Raw genomic sequence first — 21027 nt, forward strand, 5'->3', positions numbered from 1 at the left:
GCGCTTCGCCTCCTGGCCCCGCTCAGTCCGCCGTGACCGGCAGCACGTCCGGGGACAGGGCCGCCGCGCGGGACGTCGCGGCGGTCATCCGGCGGCGGTGGTGGCGGCGGCACAGGACCTCGTAGCCGATCTCGCCCGCCGACTGGTTGACGTCGCCGACGACCACCTGGGCGCCCTCGACGACCATCTCCCCACCGACCGTGCGGGCGTTGTGCGTGGCCCGGGCGCCGCACCAGCACAGCGCCTCGACCTGGAGCACCTCGATGCGGTCGGCCAGCTCCACCAGCCGCTGGGAGCCGGGGAAGAGCTTGGAGCGGAAGTCGGTGGTGATCCCGAAGGCGTACACGTCCATGCCGAGGTCGTCCACCACGCGCGCGAGCTGGTCGATCTGCCCGGGCGCGAGGAACTGCGCCTCGTCCGCGATCACGTAGTCCGCGCGGCCGCCCTGGGAGAGGTGGTCGACGATGTAGGCGTACAGGTCCTGGCCGTCCTCGACCTCCACGGCGTCGGTGACCAGGCCGAGGCGGGAGGACAGCTTGCCCTCGCCGGCCCGGTCGTCCCGGGTGAAGATCATGCCGACGAGGCCGCGCGTGGAGCGGTTGTGCTCGATCTGCAGAGCCAGGGTCGACTTCCCGCAGTCCATCGTTCCGGAGAAGAACACCAGCTCGGGCATGAGGGGTGGAGCACCTTTCGGCGGGGACGGGCAGGGGGTCTCAGGAGCGTACTTCGAGCAGCGGGACCAGCTGCTCCGCGGGGGTCATCGAGCCGTGGTTGCCGACCAGCGCCGACTCCTTGGGCTCCCGCTCGGAGGCGATGATCAGCACGTCGTCGTGGGCGGCCGCGATCACGTCGCCGAGACGCGCGTACACCCGCTCGTCGATGTGCGGCCCGAACCAGCCGGCCTCGATCGCCTCGTCCCGCGAGGCCACCCAGAACTGCTCGCCGAGCACCTCGCGCCACACCGTCAGGACGTCGTTCGCCGCGCCCGGGACCGCGTACACGTGCCGTGCCCGGCCCTCGCCGCCGAGCAGGGCGACGCCGGCGCGCAGCTCCCAGTCCTCGTCGAAGTCGATGCGGTGCTGTTCGTCGAACGGGACGTCGACCATGCCGTGGTCGGCGGTGACGTAGAGCGCGCTGCGCGGCGGAAGCTGCTCGGCGAGGCGCTGGGCGAGCCGGTCGACGTACATGAGCTGACCGCGCCAGGTGTCGGAGGCGACGCCGTAGCGGTGCCCGGCGCCGTCCAGTTCGGCGTAGTACGTGTACACCAGGGAGCGCTCGCCCGCGGCGAGCTGCCCGGCCGCGAGGTCCATGCGCTCCTCGGCGGACAGCCGTCCGTGGAAGGCGCCGCCGCTGAGCGCGACCTTGGTGAGCGGGGTGCGCTCGAAGGTGGGCGAGGACACCTGGGCGGCGTGCACGCCGGCGTCGTGGGCCAGCTGGAAGACCGTCGGGTACGGCTGCCAGGGGCGCGGGGGCGTCCACGGCTGCCAGCGGAGCTGGTTCATCAGCTCGCCGGTGTCGGGGTTGCGCACGCTGTAGCCGGGCAGGCCGTGGGCGCCCGGCGGCAGGCCGGTGCCGACGGAGGCCAGGGAGGTCGCGGTGGTCGCCGGGTAGCCGGCGGTGAGCGGGCGCCCGGTGCCGCCGCGCGAGCTGCCGAGCAGCGAGGTCAGGAAGGGCGCCTCGTCGGGGTGCGCCCTGAGCTGCTCCCAGCCGAGGCCGTCGACCAGGAAGACGCAGACCCGGTCGGCGGGAGTCAGCTCCGTGATCGTGGCGGTCGTGCCGGGGACGCCGAGGCCGGCGGCCAGCGTGGGCAGCAGGTCGGCGAGCGAGCCGCTGCCGTACTCGGGCAGCGGAGCCGTGTCCAGGGCGAGCGGTTCCGGGTGGTCCCAGGGGGAGGGCTGGGCCATCAGCGCGTGATGTCCGCGGTCGCCTCGGAGATGGACTGCGCGAAGGCGAGCGCCTGGCGCACCGTCTCCGGGCCGTCCCCGGCCTCGCTGACCCGCAGGCTGAGGTCGTCCGCCGTGGAGCTGCCGGTGTAGCCGTGGTCGGCCTCGCAGTTGGGGTCGCCGCAGGCGGCTGGCTCCAGGTCGATGCGGCTGACCGCGCCCCAGCCGATGGTCAGGACGACCTCGCGGGGCACGGTGCCCGGCGTGTACTGCTCCGGGTTGGCGACCACCCTGCTGACCACGACCGACGAGATCCGGCCGAGCTTGACGGACTCCGTGGACGTCGTGGCGTACGGCGTCGGGGAGGTGGTGTCGGCGGCCTGCTCGTCGGTGTGGCTGACGATGAAGCGGTTGCCGGTGAGGACCAGGACGGTCACGTGCCGGCGGACCTCGTTCTGGTCGAACGTGGTCTCCTGGTGGACCAGGTACGACCGGATGGGCTCGCCGCCCACAGCGGCCTCCACCGCCTCGGCCACGAGGGCCGGGTAGTAGCCGCTGCGCTCGATCGCCGCGCGCAGCCCCTGGGTCGTCGTACTGGTCTTGGCCATGGCGTCCATCCTAATCCGTGGGCAAGGGCGGTCCGGGCCAGTCGTGGGCACCCGCCGCGGCCCGCCCGCCCGCACGCCGGCGCCCCGGGACGGGCACCGCGCCGCCCTGCGGACGGTGATCTCCCCTGTGATTCCCCCCTCGGCCGGTCAGTACGCCGGCATCGTGCGCGGGCCGAGGTCGTCGCGGGCGGGCGGGGGCGCGAGCCGGACGGTGGCGCCGAGGACGCTCGCCCCGTGCGGGGCGACGACGACCGGTTCCAGGGTGACCGCGACGACCTCCGGGTGGTCGTCGACCAGCCGGGAGAGCCGCAGCAGCAGTTCCTCCAGCGCGGGGGTGTCCACCGGGGTGGAGCCGCGCCAGCCGAAGAGCAGCGGTGCCGTGCGGATCGAGCGCACCAGCGAGGTCGCCTCCCGGTCGGTGACCGGGACCAGTCGGTGGGCCATGTCACCGAGGAGCTGCGAGGCGGCACCGGCGAGCCCGAAGGACAGCACGGCGCCGGCCGCCGGATCGATCACGGCGCGTACGACGGTGTCGACCCCGCGCGGCGCCATGCCCTGCACCACCGGGCGCAGCTCCTCGGGCTTGCCGAACAGTTCGGTCAACTCGGCGTAGGCGCGGCGCAGTTGTTCCTCGTCGGCGAGGTCCAGGCGGACGCCGCCCAGGTCGGCGCGGTGCCTGAGGTGCGGCGCGGTGGCCTTGAGGGCGACCGGGTAGCCGAGGGTGCGGGCGGCCTCGGCGGCCTCGTCGGGAGACGGCGCGGGCAGCGCCCGGCGAACCTGGATGCCGTAGGCGGCGAGCAGCTCGCAGGTCTCCTCCTGCCCGATGGTGAGGCCCTGGCCGCGCCGCAGCAGAGTGTCGATCAGCCGGGCGGCGCCCTTCTCGTCGATGTCGTCGTACTCCGGGACCCGGCCGGGGTCGGCGGCCTCGCGCCGCCACTGCCCGTACCGGACGGCCTCGGCCAGGGCGCGGACCGCGCGTTCGGCGGCGGGGTAGGCGGGGATCAGGTGCGTGCCGTCGGGGGGTGTCGCCGGCAGCGCGGCGGGCGGCCGGTCCGCGGGGTCCGGGGTCTCCGCCTGCCGGTCGGCGGCCTGGGGGGCGGTGCTCGCCGCGGCCGAGAGGGCCTCCGCGAGTCCGCCGAGCTCGACGTGGACCACCAGCACCGGCTTGCCGGGCACCGTGGCGGCCGCCGCCCGCAGGGCCTCGGCCAGCTCGGCGTCGCCCGGCGCGCCCTCGCCGATCGCGGGGATCACCGTGACGACGACGGCGTCGTGGGTGTCGTCGGCCAGGGCCTGCCCGAGCGCGCGGCGGAAGTCCGCCGCCGTGGCCGCCGTCGTCAGGTCCACCGGGCGGGCCGGCCGCAACCCCTCCGCCAGACAGCGGTCGTAGGTGAGGACGCCCAGCGACTCGGAGTTGCCGAGGATCGCCACCCGCGGTCCGGCGGGCAGCGGCTGGCGGGCGAGGAGCAGGCCCGCGTCGACCAGCTCGGTGATCGTGTCGACCCGGATCACCCCGGCCTGCCGCAACAGCGCGGAGACGGTGTCGTGCGGCAGCCGGGTGGCCCGGACCGCGTGGCCCAGCGGCGCGGTGCCGGTGCCCTGCACCACGACCAGCGGCTTCGCCGCCGCGGTCCGCCGGGCGAGGCGGGTGAACTTGCGCGGGTTGCCGATGGACTCCAGGTACATGAGGGCGACGTCGGTGTCGGGGTCGTCGTACCAGTACTGGAGGACGTCGTTGCCGGAGACGTCGGCGCGGTTGCCCGCCGACACGAACGTGGAGACGCCGGTGACCCCGGTGACCCCGCCGCCGCGCCTGTGCAGCCGGGACAGCAGGGCGATGCCGATGGCCCCGGACTGCGCGAACATGCCGATACGGCCCGGCCGCGGCATCTCGGGGGCGAGCGAGGCGTTCAGCCGCACCGCGGGCGCGGTGTTGATGACGCCGAAGGCGTTGGGGCCGATGATCCGCATGCCGTACGCGCGGGCGAGCCGGACCAGGGCCCGCTGGCGCTCCCGCCCCTCGGGCCCGCTCTCCGCGTACCCGGCGGAGAGCACCACCAGCCCCTGGACGCCGTGTTCGCCGCACTCGGCGACCACGGTGGGCACCTGGTCGGCGGGGACGGCGACGACGGCGAGGTCCACCGGGCCGTCGATGTCCCGCACCGAGCGGCGGGCGGGTACGCCGTCGACCTCCTCCAGGTCCTCGGGGAACGCCTTGTTCACGGCGTAGAGACGGCCGGGGTGCCCGGCGTCCCGGATGTTGCCGAGGACGCTGCGGCCCACTCCCCCGGGCGCGCGGCCGACGCCGACGACCGCCACCGAGCCGGGGGCCAGCAGCCGCCGTACCGAGCGTGCCTCGGCGCGCTGCTCCCGCGCGCGCTGCACGGCGACCGAGCGGTCGGTGGGTTCGAGGTCGAACTCCAGGCGTACGACGCCGTCCTCGAAGCTGCGCTTCTGGGTGTAGCCGGCGTCCGTGAACACCTTGATCATCTTGGTGTTGGCGGGCAGCACCTCGGCGGCGAAGCGGCGGATGCCGCGCTCGCGCGCGACGGCCGCGATGTGCTCCAGGAGGGCGGAGGCGACGCCGCGGCCCTGGTGGGCGTCCTGGACCAGGAAGGCGACCTCGGCCTCGTCGGCGGGCGAGGAGGCGGGCATGCCGTTCGCGTTGATGCGGTCGTAGCGTACGGTGGCGATGAACTCGCCGCCGATGGTGGCCGCGAGTCCCACCCGGTCCACGAAGTCGTGGTGGGTGAAGCGGTGGACGTCCTTGGCGGACAGCCGCGGGTAGGGCGCGAAGAAGCGGTAGTACTTCGACTCGTCCGAGACCTGCTCGTAGAAGCTGACCAGGCGGTCGGCGTCGTCGATGGTGATGGGCCGGATGCGCGCGGTGCCCCCGTCGCGCAGCACTACGTCCGCCTCCCAGTGGGCGGGGTACTCGTGCCGGTCCTGCCGGTCCGCCGGGCTCTGCATGGGCCCCAGAGTACGGCTCGCGTCCGACAGCGGCGCGAGGCAGTCTGTGGAGGACGGCCGGCCGGACCGAGGCCGCGGTCCGGCGACACACCGGAGCGGGACGCAGGACCGCTCCGGGCACGCTTCGCGATATGGGAAACTGGTCTAGACAACCCTGAGACAGTGAAGGGCAGCAACACATGGCTGAGCGCCGCGTCAACGTCGGCTGGGCCGAGGGCCTCCACGCCCGCCCCGCTTCCATCTTCGTCCGAGCCGCCACGGCCACAGGCGTCCCGGTGACGATCGCCAAGGCCGGGGGCAACCCCGTCAACGCGGCCTCCATGCTGGCTGTCCTGGGTCTGGGCGCCCAGGGCGGCGAGGAGATCGTCCTCGCCTCCGACGCCGAGGGCGCGGACGTCGCCCTCGACCGGCTGGCGAAGCTGGTCGCCGAGGGCCTCGAGGAACTTCCCGAGACCGTCTGAGCCGTATCCGGCGAAAGCCGCGTCGTCCCGTGCGGGCGACGCGGCTTTCGCGTTTGTCGAATTGCCGCGCGACATGAAGAGTGCAGCGGTATGGAGAGCGGCGGTGAATTCACGGCGTGCCATCGAAAGGGCGACGCCGATACCGCTCACGGAATATCCCCTTCTTTGTATACGGCGCCCGTGTTAATACCGCAGGCTCGGTGTGTTTACGGCATGTTGCGAGTTCCTCACACGCTCCGCGCGGGGGGCGCCCGGGGCGAGCCGCAGCCGGTGGGCGGGCGTCGCGCGCTCGGTGTGCAGGGCCGTGACCGCCCGCGCGCGCTCGCCGTCACCGCGGGCGACGGCGTCCACGATGGCGCCGTGCTCGGCCCAGGTCTCCTCCGGGTGGGGCGACGCCTCGACCACGTACATCCAGGCGATCTTGTGCCGGAGCTGGGTCAGCGTCGCGGTCAGCGCGTGGCTGCCCGCGGCCTGCGCCAGCGTCTCGTGGAACCAGCCGCCGAGCGAGCGCAGGTCCTCGCTGGTTCCCCGCCTGGCCCGCTCCTGGCCGAGCCGGACCAGGCCACGCAGCACCTTCAGATGGGCCTCGGTGCGCCGCTGGGCGGCCCGGGCCGCGCCGAGCGGCTCCAGCAGCAGGCGCATCTCCAGCAGGTCGGCGGCCTCCTGCTCGGTCGGCTCGGCCACGCAGGCACCGGCATGCCTGCGGGTCACCACGAACCCCTCCGCCTCCAGGGTGCGCAGGGCCTCGCGGACGGGGACGCGCGAGACGCCGTAGCGACGGGCGAGGACTTCTTCGGTGAGGCGGCTGCCGCGTTCGTGGACACCGGCCACGATGTCGTCCCGGATCGCCGTGCACACCGAGTGCGCCGGAATACGCATGACCGACCTCCGCCTCGATCCCCGTGACACGCCGACGAGGGACGCGCCTTTCCGTGACTCTATTGCAATGAGCCGGAATTTCCGACGGCAGGCCGGAATCCATGGATATTTTTTGGACAGCGGATGCGGTGGGCGGCGGGAAAACGGCGAAAGCCCCGGCGGGTGAGCCGGGGCTTTCGGAATGCCGTGCGACGGGGCGCCGCGCGCGGGAGGCGTCAGACGTTCACGCCGTGCTTGCGCAGGTAGGCGACCGGGTCGACGTCCGAGCCGTAGTCGGGGGTCGTGCGGGCCTCGAAGTGCAGGTGCGGCCCGGTGACGTTGCCGGTGGCGCCGGACAGGCCGATCTGCTGGCCCGGGACGACCTTCTGGCCCGCGCTGACACCGATGGACGACAGGTGGCCGTACTGGGTGTACATGCCGTCGGCCATCCGGATCACGATCTGGTTGCCGTACGCGCCGCCCCAGCCGGTGGAGACGACCGTGCCGGAGCCGACCGCGTGGACGGACGTGCCGCTGGCCGCGTGGAAGTCGATGCCGGTGTGGGAGCCGGAGGACCACAGCGAGCTGCTGGCCTGGTAGCCCGTGGAGACGTACGAACCGGCGATCGGGACGACGAACGCGTTCAGGCGCTTGCGCTCGGCCTCGCGGGCGGCGCGTGCCTTGGCCGCGCGCTCCTTGGCGGCCCGCTCGGCGGCCGCCTTGGCCGCGGCCTCCTCGGCCGCCTTCTGGTCGGCCGCCTGCTTCTGCGCGGCGGCCTGCTCGTCGATCTGCGCGGCGACGTCGTCGCTCACGGTGATCACCGGGGTGAGACCGGTCTGCTCGACGGGGCTCTCCGCCGCCGACGCCGGGCCGGCCGCGAGGGTACCGATGACACCGGTGGTGGTGAGGGCGGCGATGCCGGCCGCCTGAGCCGTGGTGCGCTTGACCCTGCCGGGCCTGCGGTGCTTCCCGGTGGCGCACATGAACGCCATGAAGTGGCTGGTCCTTTCCTTCCTTCTCGCCTACCGGGTTAGCTGACGGGTTCGGAGCAGGAAGGTCTCCTACGGACCCCCTCGCTCACGCGCGGGCGTCCGATTCACCCCAGGGACTGCGTTGGGTCCCCGGCTCCCCTGGCTCGCGCCGTGGGGGGACTCGGCGATGACTGCCCGGTGCCGCGGACGCGGCGCAGTGCCTGACGGACAGCCCCGAAGACGCTACGGCGGGCGACTTTCGATTCCCAAACGGATCGGGGTTTTTGTAGCGCATCCCACAGGTCAGACGGGCCCCCTCCGCCCCAATCCGGACATCTGGTCCGCGGTTCGGCAGGAGCCGGTGCGGCAAGGGCCCTGACGACCCGTCGGTCGTCAGGGCCCCACGCGCGCGTGGCGCGGCTTCGCCGCCGCTCGCCGCTACTCGGCGGTGACGACGGTGACTTCGCCGATGCCGAGCGCCTCGACGGGCGCCTTGATCTCGGCCGCGTCACCGACGAGCACGGTCACCAGGCGGTCCACCGGGAAGGCGTTGATGACCGCGGCCGTGGCCTCAACGGTGCCGGTGGCGGCGAGCTGCTGATAGAGCGTCGCCTGGAAGTCGTCCGGCAGGTGCTGCTCGACCTGGTCCGCGAGCGTGCTCGCGACGGCCGCCGCCGTCTCGTACTTGAGCGGTGCCACCCCGACGAGGTTCTGCACGGCGACGTCGCGCTCGGCGTCCGTCAGTCCCTCCGCCGCGAGCGTGCGCAGCACCTTCCACAGGTCGTCCAGCGCGGGACCGGTGTTCGGCGTGTCCACGGAGCCGCTGATGGCGAGCATGGCGGCACCGGTGCCCTCCGGCGTGGACCGAAGAACCTGCCCGAAGGACCGCACGCCGTACGTGTAGCCCTTCTCCTCGCGCAGGACGCGGTCCAGGCGGGAGGTGAGGGTGCCGCCGAGGCAGTACGTGCCGAGCACCTGGGCGGCCCACACGCGGTCGTGCCGGTCGGGGCCGATCCGGCCGATCAGGAGCTGCGTCTGGACGGCGCCGGGCCGGTCGACGATGACGACGCGCCCGGTGTCGTCCGCGGTCACCGGCGGCACGGGCCGCGGCTGCCCGGGGGTACCGGTCCAGGCGCCGAGGGTGTCGCCGAGCAGCTCGTCCAGGTCGGTGCCGGTGAGGTCACCGACCACCACCACGGTCGTCGTGGCGGGGCGGACGTGCCGGTCGTAGAAGGCGCGCACGGCCGCCGCGTCGATCTTCTCGACCGTGTCCTCCGTGCCCTGGCGCGGGCGCGACATGCGCGAGGCCGCCGGGAACAGCTGCCGGGAAAGCTCCTTCGCGGCCCGCCGGGAGGGGTTGGCCAGCTCGTGCGGGATCTCGTCCAGGCGGTTGCGGACCAACCGCTCGACCTCGCTCTCGGCGAAGGCGGGCGCGCGCAGCGCGTCGGCGAGCAGGCCGAGGCCCTTGGCCAGGCGGGAGGCCGGGACCTCCAGGCTGATGCGGACGCCGGGGTGGTCGGCGTGCGCGTCCAGCGTGGCGCCTGCCCGCTCCAGCTCGGCGGCGTACTCCTCGGCCGAGTGCTGGTCGGTGCCCTCGGTGAAGGCCCGCGCCATGATCGTGGCGACGCCGTCCAGGCCGCTCGGCTCGGCGTCCAGGGGCGCGTCGAGCATGACCTCGACGGCGATGACCTGCTGGCCGGGGCGGTGGCAGCGCAGCACCGTCAGGCCGTTGTCCAGCGTGGCGCGCTCGGGGGCCGGGAACGCCCACGGCCTGGCCTCGCCCGGCTGCGGCTGGGGGTGGAAGTCCATGGTGGCGAGCTCGGTCACTTGGCCGTCTCCTCGTTGTCGTTGCCGGCCTCTACGGTGGCCTCCGATTCCGGGTCCTCGGGGACGTCGGCGTCCTCGACGGTCTCGGGCGACTTCGGCTCGTAGACGAGCACCGCGCGGTTGTCGGGCCGCAGGCGGGCCTTGGCGACCTCCTGGACCTCCTCCGGAGTCACCTCAAGGACGCGCTTGACGGCGGTGAGGGCGAGCTGCGGGTCACCGAACAGGACCGCGTAGCGGCACAGTTCGTCGGCGCGGCCGGCCACGGTGCCCAGCCGGTCAAGCCACTCGCGCTCCAGCTGGGCCTGGGCGCGCTCCATCTCCTCGGGCGTGGGGCCCTCCTCGGCGAAGCGGGCCAGCTCCTCGTCGATCGCGGTCTCGATGACCGGCACCTCGACGTCGCCGGAGGTCTTCACGTCCAGCCAGCCGAGCGAGGGCGCGCCGGCCAGGCGCAGCAGGCCGAAGCCGGCCGCGACGGCCGTACGGTCGCGGCGCACGAGCCGGTTGTACAGGCGGGAGGACTCACCACCGCCCAGGATCGTCAGCGCCACGTCGGCCGCGTCCGCGTCGCGGGTGCCGTCGTGCGGGAGCCGGTAGGCGGCCATCAGGGCGCGCGCCGGGACCTCCTCCACGACGACCTCGCGCAGCTGCTCGCCGATGACCTGCGGCAGGGAGCCGTCGCGGGGCTCGGGCTTGCCGTCGTGGGAGGCGATGGACCCGAAGTACTTCTCCACCCAGGCCAGGGTCTGCTGCGGGTCGATGTCGCCGACCACGGAGAGCACCGCGTTGTTGGGCGCGTAGTAGGTGCGGAAGAACCGGCGCGCGTCCTCCAGGGTGGCCGCGTCCAGGTCCGCCATCGAGCCGATCGGCGTGTGGTGGTACGGGTGGCCCTCCGGGTAGGCGAGGGCGGTCAGCTTCTCGAATGCGGTGCCGTAGGGCACGTTGTCGTAGCGCTGGCGGCGCTCGTTCTTGACGACGTCCCGCTGGTTCTCCATGGACTCGTCGTCCAGGGCGGCGAGCAGGGAGCCCATGCGGTCGGCCTCCAGCCAGAGGGCGAGCTCCAGCTGGTGGGCGGGCATCGTCTCGAAGTAGTTGGTGCGCTCGAAACTGGTGGTGCCGTTCAGCGAGCCGCCCGCGCCCTGCACCAGCTCGAAGTGGCCGTTGCCGTGCACCTGCGCCGACCCCTGGAACATCAGGTGCTCGAAGAGGTGAGCCAGACCGGTACGCCCCTTGACTTCGTGGCGGGAGCCGACGTCGTACCAGAGGCAGACCGCCGCCACCGGGGTCAGGTGGTCCTCGGAGAGCACCACGCGCAGACCGTTGGCCAGCCGGTGCTCGGTCGCTGTCAGGCCCCCGGAGCCTGCCTCGGCCGTGGTCGTGTGACCCATGGGCATGTACGTCCCTTCGCGAGCGGAGGCGGTCGTCGAAACCGCGGTCTTCCTGCCGTTCCTGCCACTGTATGCAAAGCGTGCGGGGCCTCGGTGAAGTTCCCGTGGGACGTACGCCCACAGCGGATCGCGTAGCCTGCGTCGGACCGTCGCCCGGGGACCCGCCGGCACCGGACCGGGACGCCCGGCGGAGCCGGGCCGGTGCGCGTGCACCGGGTCGTGGCACGGCTTGTCAGTGCGTCGGTCCACAATGGTCGGCGTCAGATCCGTCAGACGCTCCAGCAACAGCGAGCTTCAGCAAGAGCGAGTCGGAGGGGCGCGTCGCCCCCGTAGGCGAGCGACAAGATCAGAAGGAGCCAGGCAGCGATGGCCCGCCGCAGCACGAAGACCCCGCCGCCCGACGATGCGTACGAGGAGCGGATCCTCGACATCGACGTCGTGGACGAGATGCGTGGCTCCTACCTCGAGTACGCGTACTCGGTCATCTACTCGCGCGCCCTGCCGGACGCCCGTGACGGCCTGAAGCCGGTGCACCGCCGGATCGTCTACCAGATGAACGAGATGGGCCTGCGCCCCGAGCGCGGCTACGTGAAGTGCGCCCGTGTCGTCGGCGAGGTCATGGGCAAGCTGCACCCGCACGGCGACGCGTCGATCTACGACGCTCTGGTCCGCATGGCCCAGCCGTTCTCGATGCGCGTCCCGCTGGTCGACGGCCACGGCAACTTCGGCTCGCTGGGCAACGACGACCCGCCCGCCGCCATGCGGTACACCGAGTGCCGGATGGCCGAGGCGACGAGCCTGATGACCGAGTCCATCGAAGAGGACACGGTCGACTTCGCGCCCAACTACGACGGCCAGGAGCAGGAGCCGGTGGCCCTGCCCGCCGCCTTTCCGAACCTGCTGGTCAACGGCTCCTCCGGCATCGCGGTCGGCATGGCGACGAACATGCCGCCGCACAACCTGCGCGAGGTCATCGCGGCCGCCCGCCACCTGATCAGGTTCCCGAACGCGGACCTGGACGCGCTGATGAAGCACGTCCCGGGCCCCGACCTGCCCACGGGCGGCCGGATCGTCGGCCTGGACGGCGTCCGGGACGCGTACGCGACGGGCCGCGGCACCTTCAAGATGCGCGCGACGGTCGCGATCGACACGGTGACCGCCCGCCGCAAGGGCCTGGTCGTCACCGAGCTGCCGTTCACGGTCGGCCCGGAGAAGGTGATCGCAAAGATCAAGGACCTGGTCAACGCCAAGAAGATCCAGGGCATCGCGGACGTCAAGGACCTCACCGACCGCGAGCACGGCCTGCGCCTGGTCATCGAGATCAAGAACGGATTCGTGCCGGAGGCCGTCCTGGAGCAGCTGTACAAGCTGACCCCGATGGAGGAGTCCTTCGGCATCAACAACGTGGCCCTGGTGGACGGCCAGCCGCTCACCCTGGGCCTGAAGGAGCTGCTGGAGGTCTACCTCGACCACCGCTTCGAGGTCGTGCGCCGCCGCAGCGAGTACCGCCGCGGCAAGCGCCGCGACCGGCTGCACCTGGTCGAGGGTCTGCTGACCGCGCTGGTCGACATCGACGAGGTCATCCGGCTGATCCGCTCCAGCGAGAACTCCGCGCAGGCCAAGCAGCGCCTGATGGAGCGGTTCTCGCTGAGCGAGGTCCAGACGCAGTACATCCTCGACACGCCGCTGCGCCGGCTCACCAAGTTCGACCGCATCGAGCTGGAGGCGGAGAAGGAGAGGCTCACCGCGGAGATCGAGGAGCTGACCCGGATCCTGGAGTCGGACGCGGAGCTGCGCAAGCTGGTCTCGGCCGAACTGGCCTCGGTGGCGAAGAATTTCGGCACCGACCGGCGTACGGTCCTGCTGGAGTCCGCGGGCACCCCGGTGGCGGCGGTGCCGCTCCAGGTCGCCGACGACCCCTGCCGGGTGCTGCTCTCCTCCACCGGCCTGCTGGCCCGTACGGCGGACAACGAGCCGTTCCCGAAGGACGCCCGCGCCAAGCGGGTGAAGCACGACGTGATCGTCTCGGCGGTGCCGGCGACCGCGCGGGGCGAGATCGGCGCGGTGACCTCGTCCGGCCGGCTGCTGCGGATCAACGTGGTCGACCTGCCGCAGCTGGCCGCCCCGGCGGGCCCGCCGAACCTCTCCGGAGGGGCGCCGCTCGCGGAGTTCGTGTCCCTGGAGGACGACGAGACGGTGGTCTGCCTGACCACCCTGGACGAGTCGTCCCCGGGTCTGGCGCTGGGCACCGAGCAGGGTGTCGTCAAGCGTGTGGTGCCCGACTACCCGTCCAACAAGGACGAGCTGGAGGTCATCACGCTGAAGGACGGCGACCGGATCGTCGGCGCGGTGGAACTGCGCACCGGCGAGGAGGACCTGGTGTTCGTCACGGACGACGCGCAACTGCTGCGTTTCCAGGCCTCCATCGTGCGTCCGCAGGGCCGTCCGGCCGGTGGTATGGCGGGCATCAAGCTCACCGAGGGCGCCAAGGTCATCACGTTCACGGCGGTCGACCCGGCGGCGGACGCGGTGGTGTTCACGGTGGCGGGCTCGCGCGGCACGCTGGACGACTCCGTGCAGACGACGGCCAAGCTGACGCCGTTCGACCAGTACCCGCGCAAGGGCCGGGCCACCGGCGGTGTGCGCTGCCAGCGGTTCCTGAAGGGCGAGGACTGTCTGGCGCTGGCCTGGGCGGGTCCCGTCCCGGCCCGGGCGGCGCAGAAGAACGGCACCCCGGCGGAGCTGCCGGAGGTGGACCCGCGCCGTGACGGCTCGGGCACCTCGCTGCCGAAGACGGTGGGAGTGGTCGCGGGGCCGGTGTTCTAGGCCTCGCGGTTCGCGGTGCCGGCGTCGGGCTCCTCCTGGGAGCCCTGCACGTAGCGCAGGACGCCCCACATGCCGTGCTCGTCGGCGTGCGGGGTGTCGTCGCGGCACGCCCGGAGTTCCTTGCCGAGGGTGCCGGTGTCGATGCCGCGGCCGATCAGCACGAGCTGGGTGCGGCGGTCGTCGGCGGGGCTCCAGGGCTCGGGGTAGAAGCGCAGGAAGCGGCCGACGACGTGCACGGCGTACCGGTTGGCGGTGTCGTACGGCCCGAAGTCGACGTATCCCTTGACGCGGTACAGCCCCTCGGGGCGGCTGTCCAGGAACCGCATGAGCCGGCGTGGCTCCATCGGCACGTCGGAGACGAAGGACAGGCTCTCGTACGCCGTGTGCGCGTGGGTGCCGTGGTCGTCGCCGTGCAGGTGCAGGTCGTCGAAGGACAGCTGCCCGACGCGCTCCTCGCTCGGCCTGCGGTCGAAGAGGAACTCGGGGTCGATGCGGCCGTAGGCCGCGGGGACGACGGCGGCGCGGTCGGTGAGCGACCGGACGAGGCCGAGGACGCGGTCGGGGTCGGGCACCCGGTCGGTCTTGTTGACGACCACGAGGTCGGCGAGGGCGAGGTGCCGGTCGACCTCGGGGTGTTCGGCCCGGGTGGCGTGGAACTCCGCCGCGTCGACGACCTCGACGAGACCGCCGTAGACGATGCCGGGGTGCTCGCTGGCGAGCACCATGCGGACCAGTTCCTGCGGCTCGGCGAGCCCGCTGGCCTCGATGACGATGACGTCGATGCCGGCGCCGGGCGCGGCGAGCCGGTCCAGGTACACGTCGAGTTCGCTCGCGTCGACGGCACAGCACAGGCAGCCGTTGCCGAGCGAGACGGTCGAGTCGCCGAGGGCTCCCGCGACGGCCATCGCGTCGATCTCGATGGCGCCGAAGTCGTTGACGATCGCCCCGATGCGGCTGCCTCCGCTGCGGTGCAGCAGGTGGTTGAGGAGCGTGGTCTTCCCCGAGCCCAGGAATCCGGCCAGTACGACGACCGGGATCTGCGGACCGCTGCTGTTCCCCAACGGGTGACCTCTCTCCTGTGAACTCCGGCGGGCTCCGGTGAACTCCTGTGGACCGGCTGCCTGACCAGGATAGGAGGGCCGCGCCGTCGGGCCGCGCGGGTCAGAGCGCGGCCGGGACCGTCATCCGCGGCTCGGGCCCCACGTAGCGCGCCACCGGGCGGATGATCTTCGAGTCGGCCGCCTGTTCCAGGATGTTGGCGCTCCATCCCACGGCCCGGGCCGCCGCGAAGGTGGGGGTGAACATCTCCCGGGGCAGGCCGCACAGTTCCATGACGACTCCGGCGTAGAACTCGACGTTGGTGTGCAGTTCCCGGCCCGGCTTCAGCTCGGCGAGGATGGCCTCCACCCGGCGCTCCACCTCCACGGCGAACCGGACGCGGGGGCCGCCGAAGCCGAGGGCCGTCTCCCGGAGCATCCGCGAACGGGGGTCCTCCGTGCGGTAGATCGCGTGACCGAAGCCCATGATCCGGTCGCCGGCGAGCACCCGCTCCCGGATCCACGCGTCGATCCGGTCCGGCGTGCCGATCGCGTCCAGGGTGTCCAGGGCCCGGCTCGGGGCTCCGCCGTGCAAGGGGCCCGAGAGCGCGCCCACGGCGCCGGTCAGGCACGCCGCCACGTCGGCGCCGGTGGACGCGATGACGCGGGCGGTGAAGGTTGACGCGTTGAATCCGTGGTCGATGGTGGAGATCAGATACTGCTCGATGGCACGGACATGGCGCGGGTCGGGTTCCGTACCGGTCAGCATGTGCAGGTAGTCGGCCGCGTACGACAGGTCCTCGCGCGGCTCGATCGGGTCGAGCCCCCGGCCGAGCCGGTGGAGCGCGGTGAGCAGGGTGGGGACGGCCGCGCAGGCGGCCACCGTGTCGGCCCGGCGCCGGTCGGCGTCGAGGTCGTACACCGGCCGGAACCCGCGTTCGGCGCCCAGCAGGGACAGGGCCGTGCGCAGGCCGGCCAGCGGGCCGGAGGCACCCCCGGCGGCGGCTATGCCCGGCAGGGCCGCGCGGACACCCGCGGGCAGCCGGCGCAGCGCGGCGGTCTCGGCGGCGAAGGCGGCGCCGCGCTCGGGGTCCGGCAGCGTGCCGTGGACGAGGAGGTGCCACACGTCCTCGAAGCGGCGGGTCCGGGCGAGTTCGACCGCCGAGTACTGGCGGTAGTGGTAGAAGCCCTCGCGCCCTCGGACGTCACCGACCTCGGTCTCGGTGACGACGACGCCGGCGAGTCCTCGCGGCACCTCGACGAGCGGGGTCGCGGTCCTGTTGATGGTCATGGTTCTCCTCCTTGGACTTGATTTGACTGTCCATGCTTGATGATATTGCTGTCAATATTGATTGAATCAACTCATGCCCATCAACATGTTCGGAGGCCGCTACGGTGACCCCCATGCGCGATCACGAACCCGCCGCCGGGCGCCCCGGACGACGGCTGACCACCAAGGAGACCGCCGAGGCGCTCGGCGTGAAGCCGGAGACGGTGTACGCCTACGTGAGCCGCGGCCTGCTCGGCAGCCGGCGTGAACCCGGCAGCCGCGCCAGCACCTTCGACGCCACGGAGGTCGAGGCCCTTGCCCGGCGCAACCGGCGGGAGGCCGCGGCGAGTCCGGGCGCCGGCGCCGACCTGTCGGTGCGCACCCGCATCACCCTGATCGACGACGACCGGTACTACTTCCGCGGGGTGGACGCCACGGAGCTGGCCACCCGCCACTCCTACGAGGAGGTCGCGGAGTGGCTGTGGACGGACCGGCTCACTCCCGGCCTCACGTTCACCGCGCCCGAGGACACCGTCGCGGTCGCCCGCCACGCCGTGAACGCGCTGCCCGAGCACACCTCACCCACCGACCGGCTGCGCGTGGCCGCCATCGCGGCGGCCGCCCAGGACCCGCTGCGCTTCGACCTCTCCGAGAAGGCCGTGCTCGGCACGGCGCGCGTCCTCATCCCGACACTGGTCGCCGCACTGCCGCCGGTGCAGTACGCCCCCCAGGACGACGGCCCGCTGGCCCACCGCCTGTGGACCCGGCTGACCGGCCGCCCCGCCGACGAGGAGTCGCTGCGCGTCCTGGACACCGCCCTGGCGCTGCTCATCGACCACGACCTCGCCGCCTCCACGCTCGCCGTCCGGGTCGCCGCGTCGGCGCGCGCCCACGCCTACGCGGCCGTCTCGGCCGGGCTCGGGGTGCTGGAGGGCCCACTGCACGGTGCCGCCAGCGGACTGGCCCACCGGATGCTGCTGGACGTGCTCGACCAGGGCACCGCCGTCCCGGTGATCGCGGACGAACTGCGCGCGGGACGCCGCGTCCCCGGGCTCGGCCACCGGCTCTACACCGGCGAAGACCCGCGCGCGCGGGTGCTGTTCGCCCTCCTGGAGCAGGTCCCGCGCGCGGAGCCCGCGCTGCTCGCGGCCCGCGACGTCGTGGCCACGACCGCGCGGCACGCCCCGCTGCACGCCAACGTGGACCTGGCCCTTGCCGTGTTCACCGCCTCCAGCGGCATGCCCGCCACGGCCGGCGAGACCATCTTCGCCGTCGCCCGGACCGCGGGCTGGATCGCCCACGCCCTGGAGGAGTACGGCGAGCGCCCGCTGCGCATGCGCCCGCGCGGCCACTACGTCGGCCCGCGGCCGCCTCAGCCCCTCCCGGGCTAGGACACGGGGGCCGCCGGAAGTCACCCTGCGCGGAGTCAGGTTAGGCTCACCTCTGTGAGTAGGTGTGCGACCGTCTCCCGGAGCCTCGACGAGCCCGTTTCCGGCACGGCGGTCACGGCGACGACGTGGCTGCTGCTGGAACAGCCGGGCCCGTGGGGTGCCAAGGCGCTCACTGCGAGCCACCTCGACCCCGTGCTGGGCCGCGCCCTGGAGGCGGCCGCCGAGGGAACCGGCGTCCGGGTCGCGCTCGTCCGGCGCCCCGGCCGGCACGCGGACCCCGGCACCCCCGGGCCCCGGCAGGTGTACGCGGCCCACACCGTTCCCGGAAACGTGTGGCTGCACAGCGCCACCGTGCACGACCCGCACCGGCTGCTGGACCTGGACCTCGCGGCGCTCGGCGCCGGTGACCACCGTTCCTTCGGCGCGGCCCTCGGCGGCCGGCCGCACACGGGCGACCCGCTCGCACTCGTGTGCACCAACGGCAAGCGGGACCGCTGCTGCGCCCTGCTGGGCCGCCCCCTGGCCACCGAGCTGAGCGCGGCCGGCGAGCCGGGCGTCTGGGAAGTCACCCATCTGGGTGGTCACCGCTTCTCGCCCACCGTGCTCGTCCTGCCGTACGGCTACGCGTACGGCCGCGTCGAGGCGGACACCGTGCGGGAGGCCCTGCGCGGCGTCCGGGAGGGCCGGGTGGTGACGGAGGCGTGCCGCGGCTGCTCCGCCTGGGGCCGCCCCGGCCAGGCGGCCGAGCTGGCCGTGCGCTCGGTGGCGGCCGAGGACCGGGCGGGCGCGCTGCGCGTCGTACGGACCGAGGACAGGGCGCACCGCTGGGAGGTCACCGTCGCGCACACCGACGGCCGCCGCTGGCGCGTGACCGTGGCGCAGGGGGCGTCCCTGCCGCCGCGGCAGGAGAGCTGCGGAGCGGCGGTGCTCGGGACGCCGGCCCGGATGGACGTGGTCGCGGTGCGCGAGCTGCGCACGACGGCGATGGCGAGCTGACGCGGCCCCCGATGGCAAGCCGACACGGTTCGCCGATGGCGAGCCGACGCGGTTCCTCGCGCCGGCCCACCCGTTTCCATCGGGCCCGTCCGAGTTCGGGAGATCCGTGCCACACCCCCTACGGTGGCCGCCGTCCGCCCGCGTAACGTCGGGGGCATGCGCCCCACGCCCCCCGCCCGCCGCCTGCGCCTGGGGCTGCCCCGGCGGGTGTTCTCGCAGGTGCTGCTGATGCAGGTGGTGATCGCCGCGGGCGTCGCGGTGCTCGCGACCGGGCTCTTCCTCGCCCCGCTGAGCAAACAGCTCGACCAGGAGGCGATGCGCCGGGCCCTGGCCATCGCCCGGACCACCGCGCAGGACCCGCAGATCGCCGAGGGCGTCCTGACCACCCCGCCGACGCGCGACGGCCCCGTGCAGCGGGAGGCGGAGCGGATCCGGCACGCCACGGACGCCGAGTACATCGTGATCCTCGACCGGCGGAAGATCCGCTGGTCGCACCCCACCCCGAGCCAGATCGGCCACCCCGTCTCCACCAGCCCCCGCGAGGCGCTGGCCGGCAAGGAGGTCATGGAGATCGACAAGGGCACCCTGGGCCGCTCGGCGCGCGGCAAGGTGCCCCTGTACGACTCCCACCACCGGATCGTCGGCGCGGTCTCGGTCGGCATCGCCTACGACAGCGTCCGGGCCCGGCTGCTGCACGCGATCCCGGGACTGTTCGCCTACGCCGGCGGCGCCCTCGCGGTGGGTGCGCTGGCCGCCTGGCTGATCTCCCGCCGGGTGCAGCGGCAGACCCGGGACCTGGCCTTCTCCGACATCTCGGCGTTGCTCTCGGAGCGCGAGGCGATGCTGCACGGCATCCGGGAGGGCGTGGTCGCGCTCGACCGGGGCGGCCGTGTCCGTCTGCTCAACGACGAGGCGCGGCGGCTGCTGGGGATCGGCGACGAGGCCATCGGCAAGTCCCCCGACGAGGCCCTGGGCGCGGGCCGTACGACGGACGTCCTGGCCGGCCGGGTGACCGGTACCGACCTGCTGACCGTGCGCGGCCAGCGCGTCCTGGTCGCCAACCGCATGCCCACGGACGACGGCGGTGCCGTGGCCACCCTGCGCGACCGCACCGAGCTGGAGCGGCTGGGCCGCGAACTCGACTCCACGCGGGGCCTGATCGACGCCCTGCGGGCGCAGGACCACGAGCACGCCAACCGCATGCACACCCTGCTCGGCCTGCTGGAGTTGGAGATGTACGACGACGCCGTGGAGTTCGTCGGCGAGGTCGTCGGGGACCACCGTGCCACCGCCGAACAGGTCACCGAGAAGATCCAGGACCCGCTGCTCGCCGCCCTGTTGGTCGGCAAGGCGACGGTCGCGGCCGAACGCGCGGTCGCCCTGTGGGTGTCGGAGGACACCTGGCTCCCGGACCGGCTGATCGACCCCCGGGGGCTGGTCACGGTCGTCGGCAACCTTGTGGACAACGCGCTCGACGCGGTCGCGGGCACCCTCCACGCGCGCGTGGAGGTCGAGTTGCGCACCGAGGGCCGTACGGTCGTCCTGCGCGTGCGCGACACCGGGCCCGGGATACCCGAGGACCAGCGGGAACTCGTTTTCACGGAGGGGTGGTCGACCAAGAAGCCGCCCGCGCACGGCAAGCGCGGCCTGGGACTCTCCCTGGTGCGCCGGCTCGCCGAACGGCAGGGCGGCGGCGCCACGGTGGGCGCCGCGGCCGGCGGGGGCGCGGAGTTCACCGTCGTCCTGCCGGAGGCGCTGACCCAGCCGGTGGACGGGGCGGTGGACGAGGCTCCCGGGGACGTCCCCGCCGCCGAGGAGGAGGCACGATGATCGAGGTCCTGGTCGTGGACGACGACGTGCGGGTGGCCCGGGTCAACGCCGCCTACGTCGAGAAGGTCCCCGGCTTCCGGGTGGCCGGCCAGGCGCACACCGCGGCCGAGGCGCTGTGCCTGCTGGAGACGCTGCCGCGGCTCGACCTGGTCCTTCTGGACCACTACCTGCCCGACGACACCGGGATCGGCGTCGTGCGGGAGATGCGCCGGCGCGGCCACCAGACCGACGTGATCATGGTGACGGCCGCCCGGGACGTGTCGACCGTCCAGGCGGCCATGCGGCACGGCGCCCTGCAGTACCTGGTCAAGCCGTTCGCCTTCGGCGGGCTGCGGGGCAAGCTGGAGGCGTACGCCGAGCTGCGCCGCACCCTGGACGGCGGCGGTGAGGCCGAACAGGCGGAGGTGGACCGCATCTTCGGCGCGCTGTCCGCGCCGTCGGCACCGGGCCTGCCCAAGGGGCACTCCCCCACCACCGCCGAACTGGTGCGCCGGTCCCTGACGGGCGCGGAGGGGCCGCTGTCCGCCCAGGAGATCGCCGAGCGGACCGGGTTGAGCCGGCAGACGGCCCAGCGTTACCTGAAGCTCCTGGAGCGCACCGGACGGGCCCGGCTGAGCCTCAGGTACGGCGACGCGGGCCGCCCGGAACACCGTTACGTGTGGGCGACCCGCGTCTGAGCGGCACCGTGTGCCGCCTGCCGGACCCGCGTCCGGCCCT

The 21027-nt window shown here is 73.3% G+C and carries 16 protein-coding genes and 1 riboswitch; of the genes, 6 read left to right on the forward strand and 10 right to left on the reverse strand.

The window, feature by feature from the left end:
* Window positions 1-22: 22 nt before the first annotated feature.
* The 4 genes from PV343_RS05880 to PV343_RS05895 all read right to left on the reverse strand — a co-directional run bounded on the left by PV343_RS05880 (window position 23) and on the right by PV343_RS05895 (window position 5458).
* Window positions 23-673: a thymidine kinase gene (locus PV343_RS05880; protein ID WP_319145692.1), complete on the reverse strand. Its 651-nt coding sequence runs from the start codon at window positions 671-673 to the stop codon at window positions 23-25.
* A 40-nt stretch (window positions 674-713) separates the two neighbouring features.
* Window positions 714-1904 (reverse strand): alkaline phosphatase family protein, encoded by a 1191-nt coding sequence (locus tag PV343_RS05885; RefSeq protein ID WP_319145693.1) that lies wholly within the window; start codon window positions 1902-1904, stop codon window positions 714-716.
* A complete protein-coding gene (locus PV343_RS05890; protein ID WP_319145694.1) occupies window positions 1904-2491 on the reverse strand; it encodes a DUF5998 family protein in 588 nt (195 codons plus the stop codon). Before PV343_RS05890 ends, PV343_RS05885 begins: the two co-directional genes overlap by 1 nt.
* Window positions 2492-2638: 147 nt before the next feature.
* Window positions 2639-5458 carry a GNAT family N-acetyltransferase gene (locus PV343_RS05895; RefSeq protein ID WP_319145695.1) on the reverse strand — a complete coding sequence of 940 codons (2820 nt, stop codon included), beginning with the start codon at window positions 5456-5458 and terminating at the stop codon, window positions 2639-2641.
* A gap of 179 nt (window positions 5459-5637) precedes the next feature.
* On the opposite strand from PV343_RS05895, the gene PV343_RS05900 reads away from it, so the two are divergent.
* A complete protein-coding gene (locus PV343_RS05900) occupies window positions 5638-5919 on the forward strand; it encodes an HPr family phosphocarrier protein (RefSeq protein ID WP_317445823.1) in 282 nt (93 codons plus the stop codon).
* A gap of 183 nt (window positions 5920-6102) precedes the next feature.
* Here PV343_RS05900 and PV343_RS05905 read toward each other — a convergent pair whose 3' ends face one another.
* The 4 genes from PV343_RS05905 to PV343_RS05920 form a co-directional block, all read right to left on the reverse strand.
* On the reverse strand, window positions 6103-6798 hold the full coding sequence (locus PV343_RS05905; protein ID WP_319145696.1) for a GntR family transcriptional regulator: 696 nt from the start codon (window positions 6796-6798) through the stop codon (window positions 6103-6105).
* 215 nt (window positions 6799-7013) lie between these two features.
* Window positions 7014-7769, reverse strand: coding sequence for a M23 family metallopeptidase (locus PV343_RS05910; RefSeq protein WP_319145697.1), 756 nt, complete (start codon window positions 7767-7769; stop codon window positions 7014-7016).
* A gap of 13 nt (window positions 7770-7782) precedes the next feature.
* Window positions 7783-7945, reverse strand: a riboswitch (cyclic di-AMP (ydaO/yuaA leader).
* Window positions 7946-8186: 241 nt separating this feature from the next.
* The gene (locus tag PV343_RS05915; protein ID WP_319145698.1) at window positions 8187-9575 is read right to left on the reverse strand and encodes a M16 family metallopeptidase; all 1389 of its coding nucleotides are present in this window, start codon (window positions 9573-9575) and stop codon (window positions 8187-8189) included.
* Window positions 9572-10966: a M16 family metallopeptidase gene (locus PV343_RS05920; RefSeq protein ID WP_319145699.1), complete on the reverse strand. Its 1395-nt coding sequence runs from the start codon at window positions 10964-10966 to the stop codon at window positions 9572-9574. The genes PV343_RS05915 and PV343_RS05920 overlap by 4 nt, the downstream gene beginning before the upstream one ends.
* 360 nt (window positions 10967-11326) lie before the next feature.
* Here PV343_RS05920 and PV343_RS05925 point away from each other — a divergent pair, with 360 nt between their 5' ends.
* On the forward strand, window positions 11327-13786 hold the full coding sequence (locus PV343_RS05925; protein ID WP_319145700.1) for a DNA topoisomerase (ATP-hydrolyzing) subunit A: 2460 nt from the start codon (window positions 11327-11329) through the stop codon (window positions 13784-13786).
* Here PV343_RS05925 and PV343_RS05930 read toward each other — a convergent pair.
* Window positions 13783-14847, reverse strand: coding sequence for a CobW family GTP-binding protein (locus PV343_RS05930; RefSeq protein WP_319145701.1), 1065 nt, complete (start codon window positions 14845-14847; stop codon window positions 13783-13785). The genes PV343_RS05925 and PV343_RS05930 overlap by 4 nt on opposite strands.
* 100 nt (window positions 14848-14947) lie before the next feature.
* On the reverse strand, window positions 14948-16114 hold the full coding sequence (locus PV343_RS05935; protein ID WP_319145702.1) for a citrate synthase/methylcitrate synthase: 1167 nt from the start codon (window positions 16112-16114) through the stop codon (window positions 14948-14950).
* 113 nt (window positions 16115-16227) lie between these two features.
* Here PV343_RS05935 and PV343_RS05940 point away from each other — a divergent pair, with 113 nt between their 5' ends.
* The 4 genes from PV343_RS05940 to PV343_RS05955 all read left to right on the forward strand — a co-directional run bounded on the left by PV343_RS05940 (window position 16228) and on the right by PV343_RS05955 (window position 20987).
* The gene (locus PV343_RS05940; RefSeq protein WP_319145703.1) at window positions 16228-17484 is read left to right on the forward strand and encodes a citrate synthase; all 1257 of its coding nucleotides are present in this window, start codon (window positions 16228-16230) and stop codon (window positions 17482-17484) included.
* Between the two features lie 54 nt (window positions 17485-17538).
* Window positions 17539-18480, forward strand: coding sequence for a sucrase ferredoxin (locus PV343_RS05945; protein WP_319145704.1), 942 nt, complete (start codon window positions 17539-17541; stop codon window positions 18478-18480).
* Window positions 18481-18636: 156 nt separating this feature from the next.
* Window positions 18637-20310: a sensor histidine kinase gene (locus PV343_RS05950; protein WP_319145705.1), complete on the forward strand. Its 1674-nt coding sequence runs from the start codon at window positions 18637-18639 to the stop codon at window positions 20308-20310.
* Entirely contained in the window at window positions 20307-20987 is a 681-nt protein-coding gene (locus tag PV343_RS05955) for a response regulator (protein ID WP_319145706.1), read from the forward strand. The genes PV343_RS05950 and PV343_RS05955 overlap by 4 nt, the downstream gene beginning before the upstream one ends.
* Window positions 20988-21027: the final 40 nt, after the last annotated feature.

Source organism: Streptomyces sp. WI03-4A, assembly GCF_033792105.1.
Classification (GTDB): domain Bacteria; phylum Actinomycetota; class Actinomycetes; order Streptomycetales; family Streptomycetaceae; genus Streptomyces; species Streptomyces collinus_A.

Excerpts from the sequence above, each read along its gene's own strand:
- PV343_RS05890 (WP_319145694.1), bottom strand. The coding sequence starts at position 2,491 with ATGGCCAAGACCAGTACGACGACCCAGGGGCTGCGCGCGGCGATCGAG.
- PV343_RS05955 (WP_319145706.1), top strand. The coding sequence starts at position 20,307 with ATGATCGAGGTCCTGGTCGTGGACGACGACGTGCGGGTGGCCCGGGTC.
- PV343_RS05950 (WP_319145705.1), top strand. The coding sequence starts at position 18,637 with ATGCGCCCCACGCCCCCCGCCCGCCGCCTGCGCCTGGGGCTGCCCCGG.
- PV343_RS05940 (WP_319145703.1), top strand. The coding sequence starts at position 16,228 with ATGCGCGATCACGAACCCGCCGCCGGGCGCCCCGGACGACGGCTGACC.
- PV343_RS05905 (WP_319145696.1), bottom strand. The coding sequence starts at position 6,798 with ATGCGTATTCCGGCGCACTCGGTGTGCACGGCGATCCGGGACGACATC.
- PV343_RS05935 (WP_319145702.1), bottom strand. The coding sequence starts at position 16,114 with ATGACCATCAACAGGACCGCGACCCCGCTCGTCGAGGTGCCGCGAGGA.
- PV343_RS05920 (WP_319145699.1), bottom strand. The coding sequence starts at position 10,966 with ATGCCCATGGGTCACACGACCACGGCCGAGGCAGGCTCCGGGGGCCTG.
- PV343_RS05910 (WP_319145697.1), bottom strand. The coding sequence starts at position 7,769 with ATGGCGTTCATGTGCGCCACCGGGAAGCACCGCAGGCCCGGCAGGGTC.
- PV343_RS05885 (WP_319145693.1), bottom strand. The coding sequence starts at position 1,904 with ATGGCCCAGCCCTCCCCCTGGGACCACCCGGAACCGCTCGCCCTGGAC.
- PV343_RS05880 (WP_319145692.1), bottom strand. The coding sequence starts at position 673 with ATGCCCGAGCTGGTGTTCTTCTCCGGAACGATGGACTGCGGGAAGTCG.
- PV343_RS05895 (WP_319145695.1), bottom strand. The coding sequence starts at position 5,458 with ATGCAGAGCCCGGCGGACCGGCAGGACCGGCACGAGTACCCCGCCCAC.
- PV343_RS05925 (WP_319145700.1), top strand. The coding sequence starts at position 11,327 with ATGGCCCGCCGCAGCACGAAGACCCCGCCGCCCGACGATGCGTACGAG.
- PV343_RS05900 (WP_317445823.1), top strand. The coding sequence starts at position 5,638 with ATGGCTGAGCGCCGCGTCAACGTCGGCTGGGCCGAGGGCCTCCACGCC.